The sequence below is a fragment of the Endozoicomonas sp. ALD040 genome (genome assembly GCF_049275945.1).
Classification (GTDB): Bacteria; Pseudomonadota; Gammaproteobacteria; order Pseudomonadales; family Endozoicomonadaceae; genus Endozoicomonas_A.
Genome location: NZ_CP184829.1, coordinates 5,510,397 through 5,529,887 on the forward strand (window position 1 = coordinate 5,510,397; position 19,491 = coordinate 5,529,887).

Consider the following 19,491-nt stretch of genomic DNA (forward strand, 5'->3'; position numbering starts at 1 on the left):
TCCATGAAGCGATCACTGTTGTCTCTGCTGATTGGCTCGATGGCCTATGCGTCAGGCGCTAATGCTTTTGTAGTGTCTGATATCCGGATTGATGGCCTTCAGAGGGTTTCAGCCGGTACAGTATTTAATGCATTGCCCATAGAGGTTGGGGATGATATTGAATCTGTGCAGATTTCCAGTGCAGCTAAATCTCTGTTCCGCACGGGGTATTTCAAAGATATTCAAATGGCCAGAGACGGTGATATTCTGGTCATTTCGGTTATTGAGCGACCTTCAATCAGTGAAATTGTAATTAAGGGTAACAAAGCCATCAAAACGGATGATCTCAAGCAGGGGCTGAGTAAGTCAGGTCTGGCTGAAGGTGAGATTTTTCAGCAGGCTACCCTGGAGGCTATTCGACTTGAACTGGAGCGTCAATATGTTGCTCAGGGTCGTTATGGAGCCAGTATTACCGCTGATGTTGAAGCTCAGCCCCGTAACCGGGTCAAGCTGACTATCAATGTCAAAGAAGGCAAGGTAGCGACCATCCGACATATCAATGTCGTTGGTAATACGGTTTTCCCTCAGGAAGATGTACTGGGTTTGTTTGAACTCAAAGAGTCGCACTGGCTCTCGTTCTTTGGCTCCAGTGATAAGTATTCCCGGGAAAAACTCTCGGGTGATCTGGAGCGTCTGCGCTCTTACTATCTGGATCGAGGCTACATCAACTTTAATATTCGCTCCACTCAGGTTTCGATTAGTCCTGACAAACAGAGTGTTTTTATCACTGTTAATATTGATGAAGGTGATAAATACTCAATCAGTGATGTCAAGCTGGCGGGCGACTTGATTATCTCTGAAGAAGAGGCCACAAGCTTGTTGCTGGCCAGACCGGAACAAGTGTTTTCCCGTCGGGTGATTACGACGACAGAAGAAATTCTGAGCAGGCGCCTGGGTAATGAAGGTTATACCTTTGCCAATGTGACAGGTATACCGACTCCGGATCACGAAAAGAAAACCGTTTCCCTGACATTTTTTGTTGATCCTGGTAAACGTGCTTATGTTCGCAGGATCAACTTCACCGGGAATACCAAAACCGAAGATGAAGTTCTGCGTCGTGAGATGCGCCAGATGGAGGGTGCTTCTGCGAACACTCAGAAGATTGAGCAATCCAAGGTGCGTCTGGAACGTCTGGGTTTCTTTAAGTCAGTCAATGTTGAAACACCACCGGTTCCCGGAACCAGTGACCTGATTGACGTGAACTACACCGTTGAAGAGCAGCCTTCGGGCAGTATATCAGCCAGTGTGGGTTTCTCTCAGTCTGACGGCCTGCTTTTGGGCGGCTCTATCAGTCAGAACAATTTCCTGGGGACCGGTAACAAGGTGTCTGTAGGTCTGAACAAAAGTGATGTCAGTCAGCTCTATAACTTCAGCTTTACTGATCCGTATTTCACCGTTGATGGTGTCAGCCGTGGTTTCAACTTGTATCACCGTTCTTATGATTACAGTGATACTGATATCTCGAACTATGCTGCAGATACAACCGGTGCCAATGTTAACTTTGGTTACCCGATTTCGGAAACTCAGACAATCAGTATGGGATTGGGTATTGACGATACCAGTATTACAACGGGTTCAGAAACGCCGGATTATATTCTCAATTATCTGAAGGAGAATGGTGATAGTTTCACAAACGTCAAGACAACGCTGAGTTGGTCCGAAAATGAATTGAATCGGGGCTTGCTGCCGACACGGGGTTACTCTCAAAGTGCATCGGCGCAGGTGACTATTCCGGGGTCGGATGTCAGCTTTTACAAGCTGGTTTATCGTGGCCAGTACTTCTATCCGTTTACCGACACGCTGACAGGGCGCGTCTCTACCAGAATTGGTTATATCGGTGCCTATGGTGATACCACCGACATACCTTTCTTCGAGCATTTCTATGCGGGTGGCTTTGGCTCTGTTCGTGGCTATAAAGATAACTCCCTGGGTCCTAAGGCCAAAGAGCGGACAGACAATGATTACAACGCCATTGGTGGTGATTTTGTCTTCGAGGGTACCGCTGAAGTGCTCTTCCCTCTGCCTTTTGTGAAAGATCAGCGTTCGCTCAGAACCAGTCTGTTCTTTGATTACGGTAATGTCTTTGATACCAATTGTCCCAGCGGTGATATCAAGGATTGCTCGAAGCCTGATTTTGGTTCGCTTCGTTACAGTGTGGGCGTGGGCCTGACCTGGATTACTCCACTCGGACCGCTGACCTTTAGTCTGGCCAAAGCACTTAATCCCGAGGGAGAGGACGAGACTCAGGTGTTTGCGTTCTCCCTGGGTACGCCTTTCTAAAACCTCTCGTGATTTTATTGAGGGCTGCTTCTGGCATTAGCAGCTCTCAATAAGATTTTCAGAAGCCAATACAATCATACAGGTTGAGCGAGTGTTTCCTCAGCAGTTTTCGGCTCTGATTTCCACCTGATTATTCCTGCGATTCGATAATACCGAAGGATGGTTTTATATATGATGAATGCCCACTTTTTTTGCCAGGAGAAAGAATCAGTTTTTACTGATTCTATACAAGCAGAGCAGTATAAATAGATGCGATATAATACCATTTCATTATAATTAGTGCGTTCTCGCATGTGGCTTTAGGAAAGCTTTGAAGCTGTTTCAGAATTTATCAGGTGATTGTTTCAGGCTTTAGAGAGTTTCTGGTATACAAAGGTATACTCTGTTTTGGACTTTGCGTTTTTATTCAGGAGAAAGAACTTGAAATCGATCAAATTGGCGTTTGTTGCTCTGCTGCTGTTATCTCCATTGGCTCAGGCACAAAAAATCGCTGTTGTGGATTCTGAGATGGCTGTTCTGGAGTCAGACGCTGCCAAAAAATATGCCAAAGAAGCTGAAAAGATGTTTGCTCCTAAAATCAAACAGCTCAAAGCACTGCAGGAAGAAATCAGAGTAATGGAGCAAAAGCTGCAGAAAGATGGTCCTACTTTAACCGAGGGTCAGCGTGAGAATCGTCAGGTCCAGATCAAGCGTAAGTTTGAAGATCTGCAACTGCAAGATCGACAGCTGCGAAGCGAAAAAGCCCGTTCTGACCAGACCGAACTGGGTAAGCTGAGACCGAAGCTTGATAAAGCGATTGAGGAAGTGTCTAAAGAGCAGGACTATGATCTGGTTCTGGAGCGTGGTGCTACGCGTTTCGTTAAGCCTGGTTTTGATATCACCCGTAAGGTGATTGAGCGCATGAATAAGTTGAAGTAATTCATGAAACAGTCTTTTTCCTTTACCTTGTCTGAGCTGGCTGACAGAGTGGCTGCTGAACTCAAGGGTGATGGTGAGGAGTGTATCTCTGGCCTGAATACCCTTCAGGATGCTGTTGCTGGTGAGCTGGCCTTTTTAGCGAATCCCGCCTACGCTCGCTACCTGGAGACTACAGGGGCCAGTGCCGTTATTCTGGCACCCGCTCAGGCTGAAGCCTGGGCCGGGAATGCATTGATTCTGGATAATCCTTATCTGGGGTATGCTTCTCTTTCTCATCTGTTTGATACTGATAAGGGGTTGCCTGAAGGTATCCATTCCTCCGCAGTTATTGCTTCAGACGCCGCGATTCATCCAACGGCCGCAATAGGCCCAAAAGTAGTGATTGAGTCCGGAGTTCAGATCTCTGAGGGTGTTCGAATTGATGCCGGTGCTGTGATTGGTCATGACACTGTGATCGGTAAGAACAGTCATATTTGTCGAAATGTTTCAGTCTGTCACGGTGTCTTTATTGGTGAGCGCAGTATTATTCATGCTAATGCTGTTATCGGGGCCGATGGCTTTGGCAACGCCCGATTGGACGGGCAGTGGCATAAAATAGCCCAGATCGGTGGAGTAGTTATCGGTAACAATGTAGAGATTGGTTCCTGCACCTGTATCGATCGAGGCGCATTGGGGGACACGGTGATACACGACGGAGTCAGAATCGACAATCTTGTGCAGATCGCTCATAACGTGATAATAGGAAAGCACACTGCTATTGCTGCCAATGTCGGTATTTCCGGTAGTACCAGGGTTGGTGAATATTGCACCATTGCTGGTGCTTCGGGTCTTGCGGGTCATATCACCATTGCTGATCATGTTCATCTCTCTGGAATGGCAATGGTTACCAAATCCATATCCCGTTCTGGTGCCTATGCATCCGGGACAGGCATCATGGATGCGGGGGAGTGGAGAAAGAACGCGGTCCGCTTCAGGAGACTTGATGATATGGCCAAACGACTTAAACGGTGCGAGCGCCGACTCGAAGAATGAAACCCGTTTGATGTGCCGCACGTTCGGTATCTATCAGCAAGAGGCTGGTTTATCAGTCTCTTGCTGTATTTCCTGATCATCCTGTCATGCCCAGTGATCAGGTTTTGCTGAGGGCTTAATTTCTGGCCATGAAAAGAAATGTCTGGAAGTTCTCCTGTCAGGGGGAGGTTGATGGTAAGATAGCCCGCTGTGCTGAAATAACCTGTGCAAGAAAGGAACTATAGTCTTGATTGATTCCCGTTCCAGCCAAGAATCAAATGCTGTTCTGGATGAATTGATCCATCCGACAGCCATTATTGATCCGCGTGCTGCTTTGGCACCGGACGTAAAGGTCGGACCCTATGCCATTGTTGGTGCAAACGTTGAAATTGACTCTGGAACAGAAATTCATGCCCATGCTGTTGTCAAGGGGCACACCAAAATAGGCAGAAATAACCGCATTTTCCAGTTCGCCAGTGTTGGTGAAGATTGTCAGGACCTGAAGTACGCAGGCGAAACGACCTGGCTTGAAATGGGTGACAATAATGTGATCCGTGAGGGTTGTACTATTCATCGGGGGACTTCCCAGGATAATTCGATTACCCGCATTGGCAGCAATAACCTGTTGATGGCCTACGTTCATGTGGCCCATGACTGCATCGTTGGTAATAACATTATCCTGGCCAATAACGCTACGCTGGCCGGTCATGTCAGGATTGGTGATGGGGTCATCCTGGGAGGGTTCACCACCGTGCATCAGTTTTGTGTTATTGGTGATTTCAGTATGAGTGCTGCTCATACAGCTCTCTTCAAGGATGTTCCTGCATTCGTGATGGTCAGTGGTAACCCGGCCAAGGCTCACGGCATGAATTTTGAGGGGATGAGGCGTCGTGGTTACAGTTCGGAACTGATCCGTGAATTGCGTCAATGTTACAAGTTGATCTACCGGCAGGGTCTGCGGACTAATGAGGCACTGGACAGGCTTGAATCCATGAAAAAACAGCCCCAAATCCAGTTGCTTATTGACTCTTTGAAAGCGTCAACCCGAGGTATCACGCGCTGATTTTCGAAGTCAGTCTTTCCCTGCCAGCCACATATTTTTCACGGTAAATAGGAATGTCCAGAACACTGTCATTTGCTCTGGTGGCCGGGGAGGCCTCGGGTGATCTGCTGGGAGCAGCGCTGATCAGAAAGATCAAATGCCATCACCCCGATGCCCGATGCTGTGGGATTGGTGGTCCAATGATGATCGCTGAAGGGTTTGAGAGTCTTTTCCCCATGGAGAGGCTTTCAGTAATGGGGCTTGTTGAGGTGCTGGGGCGGCTGAGAGAGCTATTAGGGATTCGCAAGCAGCTGAAAGAAACTTTCATGGCAGAAAAACCAGACGTTTTTATCGGGATTGATGCGCCTGACTTTAACTTGGCTTTGGAAAAGTACCTTAAATCCAATGAGATACCTACAGTTCATTATGTAAGTCCTCAGGTTTGGGCATGGCGAGAAGGCCGATTGAAGAAAATTCGGTGTGCCGTTGATCATATGCTCGCGCTTCTCCCGTTTGAGGCAGATTACTATCAGGGGCATGGGGTTCCGGTCACTTTTGTTGGTCATCCGCTGGCCGATCAAGTGGCCTGGGAGCCGGACGCGGTTGCAGCTCGGCGCTCACTGGGAATGGATGAAGAAGGGCTTGTGGTCGCCTTATTGCCGGGCAGTCGAAAAGCTGAAGTATCCCGTTTGGGGGAGCTTTTTTTAAACACTGCGCGCCTGCTAAAGAAAGACCATCCCGATATTCGGTTCGTCATTCCCTGTGCCAATGAAAAGAGAAAGTTGCAGTTGCTACCCATGCTGGAAGATTTTCCAGATCTGAATGTCACGGTTGCCGTCGGTAAAACTTCCGAGATGATGGCGGCAGCCAATGCTATTTTGATCGCTTCAGGAACGGCTACTCTAGAAGCAGCTTTACACAAGAGGCCTATGGTGATCAGCTATCGAATGGCGTCACTGAGTTTTGCGATTCTCAGTCGTTTGGTAAAAGTTGACCACGTTGGCCTGCCGAATTTGTTGGCGAGCAAGCCCTGTGTACCTGAGCTGCTGCAAGACGATGCGACCTCTGAAAAGCTCTATGAAGCCATGATCAGGGCATTAGACGATCAGGAGTGGCGAAGTCACCTGGTTCAGGAATTTACAGCGATTCATAAAACCCTCAAACGTGATGCCAGTGCTCTGGCCTATGAGGCGGTGATGTCGGTAGTAGGAAAATACGATGCAACAAAATGAGCTGGGTTTTTTTGCTGTCCCCGTGACCGTTACACAGGTTTGTGGTGTCGACGAGGTGGGTCGGGGCCCACTCTGCGGTCCGGTGGTGACCGCCGCTGTCATTCTGGACCCTGATAATCCCATAGCCGGGCTTAATGATTCCAAGAAACTGTCTGAAAAGAAACGTGATGCGCTCTTTGAAGAAATCAAAGAGAAAGCACTGGCCTGGTCCATCGGCAGGGCTGAAGTTCATGAGATCGATGAACTGAATATTCTTCATGCCACTATGCTGGCCATGCAGAGAGCGGTTGCAGGCCTTTCAGTGAAGCCGGAACTGGCCCTGATCGATGGTAATCGTTGTCCTGATCTGCCCTGTCCTGCTGAGGCTGTGGTGAAAGGTGATGGTTCTGTTCCGGAGATTGGGGCAGCTTCTATTCTGGCAAAAGTAACACGTGATCGTGAAATGGTTGAGTTGGAAAAGCACTATCCCGGTTACGGGATTGCCGGTCACAAAGGTTATCCAACCAGAGTTCATATGGATGCCCTGAAAAAGCTTGGGGCGACGCCTATCCATCGTCGTTCGTTCAAGCCTGTCCGTGATGCATTGGAGGCATCGGGGTTATAACGAGCTGGCAGTTAACATGGCTCCGTTGTTAGAATTAAAAATCACCATCAATCGGTCTACCTTCTCTCATGCCTGCACGTTTCATACATCTGAGACTTCATACAGAATTTTCCCTGAGCGATGGCCTGGTTCGCATCAAGCCACTGATTAAGGCAGCGGGAGAGCTGGGTTTTCCTGCGGTGGCCGTTACTGATCAGTCGAACCTTTGCTCGCTGGTAAAGTTTTATAACAGTGCCCAGGGGGCGGGTATTAAACCGATCAGTGGCGCTGACTTATGGGTTACGCATTCTGATCCGGCTCTTGAGCCTGTGAGACTTGTATTGCTTTCTATGAATGAGAAGGGCTATAGAAACCTCACAGAGCTGATTTCCCGGTCCTTTCTGGAGAATCAGCAGCATGGCAAAGCCATTGTCAAAAGAGAATGGATTCAGGAAAAATCTGAAGGCCTGATAGCGCTATCAGGTGCCAGAGAAGGGGATGTAGGTCAGGCCATTCTTAATGGCAATGAAGCGCTGGCGGGTGAGCTTTTGACTGAATGGATGGAAGCTTTTCCGGGGCGTTACTATCTTGAGCTGCACAGAACATCCCGGGCGGGTGATGAGGATTGCCTGCATGGCTCCGTCGCGCTGGCTGAAAAATACGATTGCCCGGTAGTGGCCACCAACGATGTCATGTTCATCAATAAAGAAGACTTCGAAGCCCACGAAGCCCGGGTGTGTATCGGTGAAAGTTCAACCCTGGACGACCCGCGCAGGGTCAAAAGATACAGCGAAGAGCAGTATCTGAAAACGGAAGAAGAGATGTGTGAACTCTTCTCCGATATCCCTGAAGCGCTTGAAAATTCAGTGGAAATTGCCCGGCGCTGCTCGGTTTATGTGCATCTGGGCGAGTACTTTCTGCCAGAATTTCCCATCCCTGAGGGGATGACGATGGATGCCTTTTTCAGGAAGTTTTCCCATGATGGTTTGACTGAACGTTTGCAAACTATTCTGGACCCTGCTGATTCTGACTATGTCAGTAAAGAAAAAGTGTATCGGGATCGTCTCGATTTCGAACTGGATATTATTCTCCAGATGGGATTTCCGGGCTATTTCCTGATCGTAATGGATTTTATCCAGTGGTCTAAAAGTAACGGCATACCGGTCGGGCCGGGGCGTGGTTCCGGTGCTGGTTCACTGGTGGCCTACGCGCAAAAAATTACCGACCTTGACCCTATTCAGTATGACCTGCTGTTCGAGCGATTCCTGAATCCGGAGCGGGTGTCCATGCCTGACTTTGATGTCGACTTCTGTATGGATGGCAGAGACAGGGTGATTGACTATGTCGCCAGAACCTATGGTCGTGATGCGGTCTCCCAGATCATTACTTTCGGTACCATGGCTGCTAAGGCGGTGGTCAGGGATGTAGCCAGGGTCCAGGGCAAGTCCTACGGTCTTGCAGACCGGCTCTCGAAAATGATTCCCTTCGAGATCGGTATGACCCTCGGTAAAGCTTACGAGCAGGAAGCTACTATCAGGGATTTTCTTGATATCGATGAAGATGGCAAGGAAATCTGGGATATGGCGCTCAAACTTGAAGGGGTTACCCGCAATGTCGGTAAGCACGCTGGCGGTGTCGTCATAGCACCGACCAAACTGACCGATTTTGCACCGCTTTACTGTGATGAAGCCGGTGGCGGTGTTGTTACCCAGTTTGATAAAAATGATGTTGAGTCTGCTGGTCTGGTGAAGTTTGACTTTCTGGGGCTGAGAACTCTGACCATCATTGACTGGGCGTTGAAAATGATCAACCCCCGCCGCCAGCAACGTGGCGAGGATGAGCTTGACATCATGATGATCGATCTGGAGGACAAGTTCTCCTACGACATGCTCAAGCGGGCTGAGACCACTGCGGTTTTCCAGCTTGAGTCCCGGGGCATGAAGGATCTGATCAAGCGTCTTCAGCCCGATTGTTTTGAGGATATCATCGCTCTCGTAGCCCTTTTTCGCCCGGGGCCTCTGCAATCGGGCATGGTAGATAACTTCATTAATCGTAAGCATGGCCGGGAAGAGTTGTCCTATCCGGATGCTCAATATCAGCACGAGTGGCTTCAGCCGATTCTGCAGCCTACCTATGGCATCATCCTGTATCAGGAGCAGGTCATGCAGATCGCTCAGGTGCTGGCAGGTTATACCCTGGGTGGTGCGGATATGCTTCGTCGAGCCATGGGTAAGAAAAAACCCGAAGAGATGGCCAAGCAGAGAGCAGTCTTTGAAGAAGGGGCTATCAAACAGGGGATTGATGGCGAGCTGGCGATGAAAATCTTCGACCTTGTGGAGAAATTTGCCGGTTACGGCTTTAACAAATCTCACTCGGCTGCCTATGCCCTGGTCTCTTATCAGACGCTTTGGCTGAAAGCCCATTACCCGGCAGAATTTATGGCGGCGGTCATGAGTTCCGATATGCAGAATACCGACAAGGTTGTGACGTTTATTGAAGAGTGTCGGGAAATGGAACTTACGCTGCTGCCACCGGATGTAAACAGTGGTGACTATATGTTTGGCGTGAATGACGACGGGCATATTGTTTATGGTCTGGGTGCCATCAAGGGCGTTGGTGAGGGGCCTATCGAATCCATTGTTGAAGCCAGAAACTCAGGCGGTCCATTCAAGGACCTCTTTGATTTTTGTGAACGTGTTGATGCCAAGAGTATCAATAAACGGGTTCTGGAGGCTTTGATTCGTTCCGGTGCCCTTGATCTGCTGGGGCCTGCACCGGGTAAAAAGGCCCGATACAATTTTAACCGCGCGGTGTTGGAGTCCAGCCAATCTGAAGCCATGAAAGCGGCAGACCAGGCCGCCAAGAGTTTTGACTCTGGCCATGGTGATCTGTTCGGTGCACTGGTGCCCGCCGGTGAAGAGGATGTCTACGATAAGTACGGCAATGTCGAAGAGTGGGCCGATAAAGTTCGGCTGAGTGGCGAAAAAGACACTCTGGGTCTGTACCTGACCGGTCATCCCATTGATGAATATGAGCAGGAGATCAAACACTTTATTCGCAACCGTATCCGGGACCTTCAGCCAGCCAGAGGCGAAAGTCAAAACATAGCAGGCCTGGTGGTGGCCATGAGGACCATGAATAACAAACGCGGCGACAAAATGTGTTTTGTGACATTGGATGATCGTACTGGCCGAATCGAAGTATCGATCTTTGCCGATGTTTTTGAGCAGTGTCAGGCGCTCATCAAGATGGATACGGTGATTGTCTTTGAAGGGGAGGTCAGCTTTGATGACTACTCTGGTAGCCTCAAGGTCAGAGCCAAGAAAGCTCTCAACCTGATTGATGCCCGAAGTTACTATGCCCGCAGGCTGCTGGTGGATTTAAGCAGTGGGCAGGTGGACAATGCGTTTCATGCCAAAATGTCCGGCTTGCTCAGACAGCATCCGGGTCAGCTCCCGGTGCAGGTCAACTACACCCGTGACGATGCTTCGGCCAGTATCCGGCTGGGCGAAAAATGGAATGTTAGTCCCAGTGATGACCTGGTGATGGGTTTAAGGCAATGGCTGGGCAAAGAGTCCGCCAAAGTAGAGTATCAGTAACAGACGCTTACTCTTATTAACTCGACATATTGATCGCTTTTACGTATTTTTCAGCTGATGCGGAACTCTTGAAGTGGAATCTATGAACCCGAATTATCTGGATTTTGAACAGCCGATTGCTGAGTTGGAAGCCAAGATCGAAGAGCTAAGACTGGTTGGCACCGATGCCGAACTGAACATTACTGATGAAGTCAGCCGCCTGCAAGAAAAGTGCAAGACCCTGACTGAGCAGATTTTTTCTGATCTGTCTGCCTGGCAGGTAGTTCAGCTTTCAAGACATCCGCGTCGTCCTTACACTCTGGATTATATTCAACATCTCTTTACCGAGTTTGATGAGCTGCATGGTGATCGTCACTTTGCAGATGATCCTTCAATTATCGGTGGCATTGCCCGATTCAATGGTCGTCCGGTGATGGTCATGGGTCATCAGAAAGGCCGTGAAATCAAGGACAAAGTGCTTCGTAATTTTGGTATGCCCAAGCCCGAAGGCTACCGGAAGGCCTGTCGGCTCATGGAGATGGCCGAGCGCTTCAAAATGCCCATCATGACTTTTATCGACACGCCGGGTGCTTATCCGGGAATTGGCGCGGAAGAGCGTGGACAGAGTGAGGCCATTGCCTACAATCTGGCCGTTATGTCTCGCCTGAAAGTGCCCATTATCTCTACTGTTATCGGAGAGGGGGGCTCCGGTGGCGCGCTGGCTATTGGTGTCTGTGACCAGCTGCTGATGTTGCAGAACTCCATCTACTCGGTGATCTCTCCGGAGGGCTGTGCATCGATTCTCTGGAAAAAGTCTGAATATGCTTCCACAGCCGCAGAAGCCATGGGTGTAACTGCATCCCGGCTGATGGAGTTGGGACTCATTGATCGTCTGGTCATGGAGCCTCTGGGTGGTGCTCACAGTCAGCCAGAAGTGATGGCTTCTACACTGGGTGTTGCCCTGGAGGAGGAACTCCGGAAGCTGGAGACAATGGCCGCTGATGAATTGATAGAAAGTCGTTACCAGCGCATCAGGGATTACGGCGCTGTCTGATGGCGGATCAGCCTTTCGAAAAGAATCGACGATTGAAAAAGTCTTTCATTTCATCCAGTGACGAAAGATTTTTCTCCTTAACAGAGCATCTTTCTGAGCAAATCAGAGGCATTGCAGGGAAGCCAGTTTTAGTGGCGTTTAGCGGTGGATTGGATTCTACCGTTCTTCTTCATTTATCGGTGTCTCTTCGTGAACAGGGGAAGATTAAGTCTCTCTCGGCAGTTCATATTCATCACGGGCTCAGTGAGAACGCCGACTCATGGGCAGAGCATTGCCTGTCCCTTTGTGAACAATGGCAGGTTCCTCTGGAGGTGGTCAAAGTTGCTATTGAGTCATCCTCGGATATTGAACGACAGGGCCGTGAAGCACGCTATGCCGTTTTTGAAGACCGTCTGCCTGATGGTGGTTGTCTGTTGATGGGTCATCATCAGGATGATCAGGCGGAAACAGTGCTTTTTCGATTGCTGCGAGGCAGCGGGTTGGATGGTGTGGCCGGTATGCCCGTTTCAAGAGGGTTAGGTGGTGGAGTCTTGCTAAGACCTCTGCTTAATGTTTCCAGGCAAGCCATTGAAAACTATGCGAAAAATTATGGTTTGGTGTTTGTCGAAGATGAATCCAACCAGGATCAGAGGTTTCGGCGTAATTTCCTGAGGCAAAATCTGATGCCGCAGATTGAGGCCGTCTGGCCAGGTGTTGCAGCTCGGCTGGCGCAGTTTTCCGAGGACGTTTCTGAAGTGAATCAGATGCTCCTTGAGCAAACAGCGCAGTACGCCCGGCCGATTATTCAAGCCCCGCCTTCCCGGCTTTGGGGTGAACGCAGCGTTTTAGATCTGGAGGCGCTCAAGCTTATTAATGGTCTTGCAGCCCGGAGAGTGGTTCGCTATTGGCTGGCCTCTCATCAGGTCCAAATGCCAGACAGAATCCGACTGAACGCTCTGTTCACAGATTTGATTGAAGCGGCAGAGGATGCTGAGCCTGTTGTCTTAATAGGTGCTTTTCAGTTACGCCGCTTTGCAGGAAAGCTGGTGCTGCTTCGTAAACCTGAGCCTATTGAGAGAGAAGGTTTTGACTGGCAGTGGCGTGCGGAGCAAGTCATCAAGCTGCCTTTTTCGGGGGGGCGTTTAGCGCTGGAAGAGGGAGGGGATGTCCGGCTCCCGGAAACGGCATTGCGTATATTGTTTCGTTCTGAGCTGCCTGCGGGGCTAAAAGTCGCTGTGAAAGGTCGTGACGGCCGTAAGACGATCAAACGTTGGTTGCAGGACTACAAAGTTCCCCCCTGGGTCAGGGAGTCTGTTCCATTTGTTTTTCATGGGGATCAGCTGGTGGCGTTACCAGGGGTTTTTGTCACAGACACGTACGCCTGTGAGCCCGGTGCTGGCAGACGCCTGTCCTGGTGTCCCGATGACTGAGTCTGTACGGCAGGACTTAAACCAAACTTTCTACGCATTTTCTCAGTATGTGTTTTACGTTTAGCAGTGATTTTGGTATCCTGATCTCCCATCTTGAGTATTCATTTTTTTCCCGCATTTAAGAGTCAGCAGATAACAATGACGCGTTATATTTTCGTCACGGGTGGTGTTGTTTCCTCATTGGGCAAAGGCATCGCTTCAGCTTCCCTCGCAGCTATCCTTGAGGCACGCGGTCTTAAGGTGACGATGCTCAAACTGGATCCTTATATCAACGTTGATCCTGGCACCATGAGCCCGTTCCAACATGGTGAAGTGTTTGTTACTGAAGATGGTGCGGAGACCGACCTCGACCTGGGCCATTATGAGCGTTTTGTGCGCACCACCATGAAGCAGGGCAACAACTTTACCACGGGTCGAGTCTATCAGGACGTTCTTCGTAAAGAACGTCGTGGTGATTATCTGGGCGGTACGGTTCAGGTTATTCCCCACATTACCGATGAAATCAAACGTCGCGTTGTTCAGGGGGCTGGTGACGCAGATATAGCTATGGTTGAAATTGGTGGTACTGTGGGTGACATTGAGTCTCAGCCATTCCTGGAAGCGATTCGCCAGTTGAAAGTTGAGCTGGGTTCTTCCCGTGCTTTGCTGATGCACCTGACCCTGGTGCCCTTTATCAAGACTGCGGGCGAAACCAAGACCAAGCCTACCCAGCACTCTGTTAAAGAGCTACGATCCATTGGTCTTCAGCCAGACATTCTGGTTTGCCGAAGCGAACAGTTTATTGAAGCCTCTGCCCGTCGCAAGATCTCCCTGTTTACTAACGTTGAAGAGCGTGCGGTTATCTCTCTGGAAGATGCAGATACTATCTACCGCATTCCCCAGATGCTCCATGAGCAGGGACTGGACCAGATTGTTGTCGACAAGTTTGGTTTGGATGCTCCGGCTGCAGATTTGTCTGAGTGGGCAGATGTTGTGGATCGTGACACCCACCCGCAAAAGGAAGTGACTATTGCCATGGTGGGCAAATATATGGAGCTTCTGGATGCTTATAAATCCCTGATTGAAGCAGTTCGCCATGCCGGATTGAAAACCCGTACCAAGATCAATATCCGTTATGTTGATTCCGAACTGCTTGAGCAGGAGGGACTGAGTCGTCTGGAAGGTGTCAGTGCGATTCTGGTGCCTGGTGGATTTGGACATCGCGGTGTGGAAGGCAAGGTTCAGGCGGTTCGTCATGCTCGTGAGAACAAGATTCCCTATTTGGGTATCTGTCTGGGTATGCAGGTCGCTGTTATTGAATACGCTCGTAACAAGGCAGGTCTGGAAGGAGCCAACAGCTCAGAGTTTGATCAAAACTCCGAGCATCCGGTGATAGGTCTGATTACTGAGTGGTTGGCTTCCGATGGTGCTTTAGAAACTCGCACCGAAGCGTCCGATCTGGGGGGAACTATGAGGTTGGGGGCCCAGAAGTGTAACCTCATCTCTGGTACACAGGCTCACTCTGCTTACGCTAAAGACATTATTATTGAGCGGCACCGTCATCGTTATGAGGTCAATAACAATTACCTCGAAACGCTCCAGGATGCTGGTCTGGTTATTTCCGGGCGCTCTGAAGACAATGCTCTGGTTGAAATGGTAGAAGTCAAGGAGCACCCCTGGTTTGTGGCCTGCCAGTTTCATCCCGAGTTTACTTCTACGCCGAGGGATGGGCATCCGCTCTTCAAGTCATTCATTGAAGCGGCTTTAAACTATCAGGCTAAACAGGATTAAGGGCGCGTATGTCTGAACAGAAAGCAGTCTCTGTAGGCTCTCTTCAGGTAGCTAACGACAAGCCGTTCGTGCTGTTTGGTGGCATGAATGTGCTCGAGTCTCGTGACATGGCTATGAAAATAGCAGAGCACTATGTTGCTGTTACAGAGAAGCTGGGTATTCCTTATATTTTCAAGGCTTCCTTTGACAAGGCGAACCGTTCTTCCATCCACTCTTATCGTGGGCCGGGCATGGAAGAAGGTCTGAAGATCTTTCAGGAGCTGAAGGAGACGTTCGGAATGCCGTTGATCACCGATGTTCATGAAGTTTATCAGTGCCAACCGGTAGCTGAAGTGGTTGATGTTATTCAGTTGCCAGCTTTTCTGGCGCGTCAAACCGATCTCGTGTTTGCCATGGCCAAAACCGGTGCTGTGATCAACATCAAGAAGCCTCAGTTTCTGAGTCCTTCGCAGATGGGTAATATTGTCGACAAGTTTGCTGAGGCGGGCAATGAGCAGGTTATTCTCTGTGAACGTGGATCTTCTTATGGTTACGACAACCTGGTGGTTGATATGCTGGGCTTTCGTACCATGAAAGAGGTGAGTGGCCAGTCTCCCGTTATTTTTGATGCAACACATGCACTACAGTGCAGAGATCCAATGGGAGCGGCTTCCGGCGGTCGTCGTCATCAGGTGACTGAGCTGTCTCTGGCCGGTATGTCGACCCGTTTGGCAGGTCTTTTCCTGGAAGCCCATCCTGATCCGGATGCAGCTCGTTGTGATGGTCCCTCAGCGCTGCGTCTCTCTCAGTTGGAAGGCTTTCTGGTACAGGTGAAGGCTATTGACGATCTTGTTAAGTCAATGCCCGAGCTGGATACCCATTGAGCGTTCCGTTCGATGTAAGAAAACCGCCGAATTCCGGCGGTTTTTTTTGTCAAAAATAATCTCTTTGATGGCGGCAAAGGGTTCTGTCTTTAAGAGGCTGGGGTTCGTTTTTTTATCAAGCTTCATTCGCTCATTGTTATCCGTTTTTCATCACTGTGATATCAAGGGCTTCCATTGAATTCAAGTTTAATCTTTGCGCTTTCGGTGTTGCTGTGTGCAATAGTTGATAACCCGCCGGGAGTTGGTATAGTGTCCGCACTGCAGCGTCTGGGAAGCTAAAAACAGTCCAATTGGATAATGGCACTGGAAAATTGAATCAGTATTATTATCTAATCGGGCTGAGATGGTTGGGTTGGGAAGATCTGGATCTCAGACTTCATCGGTCTACAGTAAGATTCCTCACTGCCCGGTCAGGTCAGGTATATTTCCCTTCATAGACATGGTGTTGTGAAAAGTATTTTTGTCTTTCTGTGCAACAAGAGTGAAGCAACGTACTTTTCATCGTCTATCGGCATTTGTGTAGAGAGAAAGCTATTATGGCAAAAATTGTTGAAATCAAAGGCCGCGAAATCATGGATTCTCGCGGTAACCCAACCGTAGAAGCCGATGTCATTCTGGAATCGGGTGCCATGGGGCGTGCTGCTGCACCATCCGGAGCCTCTACCGGTTCCCGTGAAGCTCTGGAGCTGCGTGATGGAGACAAATCTCGCTACCTGGGTAAGGGGGTCCTGAAGGCTGTGGGCAACATCAATGGACCTATCCGTGAAGCTCTGCTGGGGTGTGATGCCGCTGATCAGCGTGGACTGGATGCGGCCATGATTGAGCTGGATGGTACCGAGAACAAGAGTGTTCTGGGCGCCAATGCCATTCTTGCAGTATCCCTGGCCGCAGCAAAAGCCGCTGCTGCAGATAAGAAAATACCTCTCTACCAGCATATTGCTGACCTGAACGGCACTTCTGGCCAGTTCATCATGCCGGTTCCTATGATGAACATTCTCAACGGTGGTGAGCACGCTGACAACAACGTCGATATTCAGGAGTTCATGATCCAGCCAGTCGCTGCCAGGACTTTTGCTGAAGGTTTGCGCATGGGTGCTGAGGTATTTCATGCCCTGAAGAAAGTTCTGTCTGCCAAAGGCTTGAATACTGCGGTAGGTGATGAAGGTGGTTTCGCGCCCAATCTCGCTTCTAATGCTGACGCGCTGGCTGTCATTAAAGAAGCAGTTGAAGCAGCTGGCTACAAGCTGGGTACTGATATTACTTTGGCGATGGACTGTGCGGCATCAGAATTCTATGTTGACGGCCAATATAATATGAAGGGTGAAGGCAAAATTTTCTCTTCCAATGAGTTTTCTGACTACATGGCCAATCTTTGTGAAGAGTACCCGATTATCTCTATCGAGGATGGTCTGGACGAGTCTGATTGGGACGGTTTCAAATATCAGACTGAAATTCTGGGCGACAAGATCCAGATTGTTGGTGATGACCTGTTTGTAACCAATACCAGGATTCTCAAGGAAGGTATTGAGAAAGGTATCGCTAACTCTATCCTGATCAAGTTCAACCAGATCGGTTCCCTGACTGAAACGCTGGAGGCCATCAAGATGGCCAAAGATGCTGGATACACTGCGGTGATCTCTCACCGTTCCGGTGAAACAGAAGACGCTACTATTGCAGATCTGGCTGTGGGAACTGCTGCAGGTCAGATCAAGACCGGTTCTCTGTGCCGTTCTGACCGTATTTCCAAGTACAACCAGCTGCTCCGTATTGAAGAAGAGCTGGGTACAAAAGCTCCATATCGTGGTCTCGCTGAATTCAAGCGTGCCTGACAGGTTGTTTGATTAGCGCGTCAATAAAGGGAGGCTTTTAATGTCTCCCTTTGTTCTGTGTAACGAGCCTTTGCTTTTATTTTTATGATCACTTTTCGGGTATTCTAGTTTTTTCTGTTTTCATCGTGGGCACATTTTACAGGCTTTGATAGACTCAATGGCTGGAAACAATGAGAGATTCAGATGCTAAAGCTGGTGCATACATTACTTCTTCTGGCACTGTTGGTCCTTCAGATTCAACTCTGGACGGGAGAGGGAAGTGTGGCCGAAATGGTAGCGATCAAAAAACAGATTGAGCAGCAGGAGCGGGAAAACGAGCGCTTGTATCGGCGAAACCGCTTGCTCGCTACCGAAGTTATTGAGCTGCAAAACGGTTTGCAAACCCTGGAAGAGCACGCACGTCTTGATTTGGGGATGATCAAGAAAGATGAAACGTTTTATCTGATATATGACTGAGTGTTCCAGCTACTTTAATACTGGCTCAATACCGGGCAAAAAATTCCACAACGCTCATCATTGCAGCTATTTTATAGATCGGGGCAGGTTCCTGATCGGCTATTTAAGTGGCGTTTCAGATTTATAACAGACTGAAACATATTCTGTTTGCAAAAGGTTCCTTATGACCTTTCGTAGGTGACAATGTGAGTACGAGTATCCCTCTTGAGCCCCGTTTTTGGGCAATTGTTCCTGCCGCTGGAGTGGGGCGTAGAATGCAGAGTACAATCCCCAAGCAGTATCTTGAGATTCATGGTCGCACCTTAATAGAACACACTCTTGAACGTCTGCTGGGTTTTTCTGTGTTGGAGAAACTGATTGTTGTGATTGGTGCTGAAGATGAGTACTACAAAAATATTGAGATGTTGCGGGATTCGCGAATTATGTTGGTGCAGGGAGGGGATGAGCGTTACCATTCCGTCTTGAATGGGCTGAAGGCTTTGTCCGAGTTGGCAGATGCCGAGGATTGGGTGATGGTGCATGATGTGGCCAGACCTTGTATTCGTCATTCCGATCTGGAGTGGCTTGTGAAACAGTTAGCTGGCCACGCCACCGGCGGTTTGTTGGGAATGCCTGTCAGAGATACTATGAAGCGCACTTCTTCTTCTGGCGAAGTGACTGAGACCGTGGATCGGGATGAGCTTTGGCATGCCCTGACCCCGCAGATGTTTCGAATGAAGCTGCTTTACGATGCACTCAAAAAAGCGCTGGATGACGGAATGCCCGTCACGGATGAAGCCAGTGCTATTGAATACGCTGGATTCAAGCCGCTGATGATCGAAGGGCACAGCGATAATATCAAGGTGACCCGTAGCGCTGATTTGACACTTGCAGCCCTCTACATTCAACAGCAAGATAAACTGATTGAGACAGTATGATGCGAATTGGTCACGGTTTTGATGTGCACCGCTTTTCCGATGAAGTGGCGGCTGATGCCAGCATTGTGTTGGGCGGGGTCACTATTGAACACAGCCATAAGCTTTTAGCCCATTCTGATGGCGATGTTCTCCTTCATGCCGTTTGTGATGCATTACTGGGAGCGGCTGCTCTGGGTGATATCGGTCAGCATTTTCCGGATACAGATCCAAGGTATAAGGGAATCGACAGCCGACAGCTTCTCAAGCATGTGGTGACATTGATTCATGAGAATGGCTACCAGGTAGTCAACGTCGACAGCACTATTGTTGCCCAGACACCAAAAATGGCTGCTTATATTCCTGCCATGAAAGAAAATATCTCCAGAGATCTTCAGATCGAAACTGAAGCTGTCAATGTAAAAGCAACGACAACTGAGAAGTTGGGCTATACCGGGAGAAAAGAAGGTATAGCAGTTCATGCGGTGGTGCTTCTGACTCATAGCAAAGGCCTTTTTTGTTGATCCGTTTGCG

15 protein-coding genes are annotated in these 19,491 nt (G+C 49.2%); all 15 read left to right on the forward strand.

Features of this window, described 5'->3' with window-relative positions:
• Positions 1 to 3 precede the first annotated feature (3 nt).
• The gene (bamA, locus tag ACOJUN_RS19895) at positions 4 to 2,319 is read left to right on the forward strand and encodes an outer membrane protein assembly factor BamA (RefSeq protein WP_422133632.1); all 2,316 of its coding nucleotides are present in this window, start codon (positions 4 to 6) and stop codon (positions 2,317 to 2,319) included.
• A gap of 420 nt (positions 2,320 to 2,739) precedes the next feature.
• Entirely contained in the window at positions 2,740 to 3,237 is a 498-nt protein-coding gene (locus ACOJUN_RS19900; protein WP_422133633.1) for an OmpH family outer membrane protein, read from the forward strand.
• 3 nt (positions 3,238 to 3,240) lie between these two features.
• Entirely contained in the window at positions 3,241 to 4,269 is a 1,029-nt protein-coding gene (lpxD, locus tag ACOJUN_RS19905; protein WP_422133634.1) for a UDP-3-O-(3-hydroxymyristoyl)glucosamine N-acyltransferase, read from the forward strand.
• 274 nt (positions 4,270 to 4,543) lie between these two features.
• Complete coding sequence (lpxA, locus tag ACOJUN_RS19910) at positions 4,544 to 5,311, forward strand: acyl-ACP--UDP-N-acetylglucosamine O-acyltransferase (protein WP_422137103.1); 768 nt, start codon at positions 4,544 to 4,546, stop codon at positions 5,309 to 5,311.
• A 53-nt stretch (positions 5,312 to 5,364) separates the two neighbouring features.
• On the forward strand, positions 5,365 to 6,522 hold the full coding sequence (gene lpxB / locus ACOJUN_RS19915; protein ID WP_422133635.1) for a lipid-A-disaccharide synthase: 1,158 nt from the start codon (positions 5,365 to 5,367) through the stop codon (positions 6,520 to 6,522).
• Positions 6,509 to 7,126: a ribonuclease HII gene (gene rnhB / locus ACOJUN_RS19920; RefSeq protein ID WP_422133636.1), complete on the forward strand. Its 618-nt coding sequence runs from the start codon at positions 6,509 to 6,511 to the stop codon at positions 7,124 to 7,126. The genes lpxB and rnhB overlap by 14 nt, the downstream gene beginning before the upstream one ends.
• A gap of 68 nt (positions 7,127 to 7,194) precedes the next feature.
• Positions 7,195 to 10,704 carry a DNA polymerase III subunit alpha gene (gene dnaE / locus ACOJUN_RS19925; protein ID WP_422133637.1) on the forward strand — a complete coding sequence of 1,170 codons (3,510 nt, stop codon included), beginning with the start codon at positions 7,195 to 7,197 and terminating at the stop codon, positions 10,702 to 10,704.
• Positions 10,705 to 10,786: 82 nt separating this feature from the next.
• Positions 10,787 to 11,737 (forward strand): acetyl-CoA carboxylase carboxyl transferase subunit alpha, encoded by a 951-nt coding sequence (gene accA, locus ACOJUN_RS19930; protein WP_422133638.1) that lies wholly within the window; start codon positions 10,787 to 10,789, stop codon positions 11,735 to 11,737.
• Between the two features lie 32 nt (positions 11,738 to 11,769).
• Positions 11,770 to 13,146, forward strand: coding sequence for a tRNA lysidine(34) synthetase TilS (gene tilS / locus ACOJUN_RS19935; RefSeq protein WP_422133639.1), 1,377 nt, complete (start codon positions 11,770 to 11,772; stop codon positions 13,144 to 13,146).
• 138 nt (positions 13,147 to 13,284) lie between these two features.
• The gene (locus ACOJUN_RS19940) at positions 13,285 to 14,916 is read left to right on the forward strand and encodes a CTP synthase (RefSeq protein ID WP_422133640.1); all 1,632 of its coding nucleotides are present in this window, start codon (positions 13,285 to 13,287) and stop codon (positions 14,914 to 14,916) included.
• 8 nt (positions 14,917 to 14,924) lie between these two features.
• The gene (kdsA, locus tag ACOJUN_RS19945) at positions 14,925 to 15,779 is read left to right on the forward strand and encodes a 3-deoxy-8-phosphooctulonate synthase (RefSeq protein WP_422133641.1); all 855 of its coding nucleotides are present in this window, start codon (positions 14,925 to 14,927) and stop codon (positions 15,777 to 15,779) included.
• 536 nt (positions 15,780 to 16,315) lie between these two features.
• Complete coding sequence (eno, locus tag ACOJUN_RS19950) at positions 16,316 to 17,608, forward strand: phosphopyruvate hydratase (RefSeq protein ID WP_422133642.1); 1,293 nt, start codon at positions 16,316 to 16,318, stop codon at positions 17,606 to 17,608.
• Positions 17,609 to 17,791: 183 nt separating this feature from the next.
• Complete coding sequence (locus tag ACOJUN_RS19955; RefSeq protein ID WP_422133643.1) at positions 17,792 to 18,064, forward strand: septum formation initiator family protein; 273 nt, start codon at positions 17,792 to 17,794, stop codon at positions 18,062 to 18,064.
• Between the two features lie 185 nt (positions 18,065 to 18,249).
• On the forward strand, positions 18,250 to 18,981 hold the full coding sequence (gene ispD / locus ACOJUN_RS19960; RefSeq protein WP_422133644.1) for a 2-C-methyl-D-erythritol 4-phosphate cytidylyltransferase: 732 nt from the start codon (positions 18,250 to 18,252) through the stop codon (positions 18,979 to 18,981).
• The gene (gene ispF / locus ACOJUN_RS19965; protein ID WP_422137104.1) at positions 18,981 to 19,481 is read left to right on the forward strand and encodes a 2-C-methyl-D-erythritol 2,4-cyclodiphosphate synthase; all 501 of its coding nucleotides are present in this window, start codon (positions 18,981 to 18,983) and stop codon (positions 19,479 to 19,481) included. Before ispD ends, ispF begins: the two co-directional genes overlap by 1 nt.
• Positions 19,482 to 19,491 lie beyond the last annotated feature (10 nt).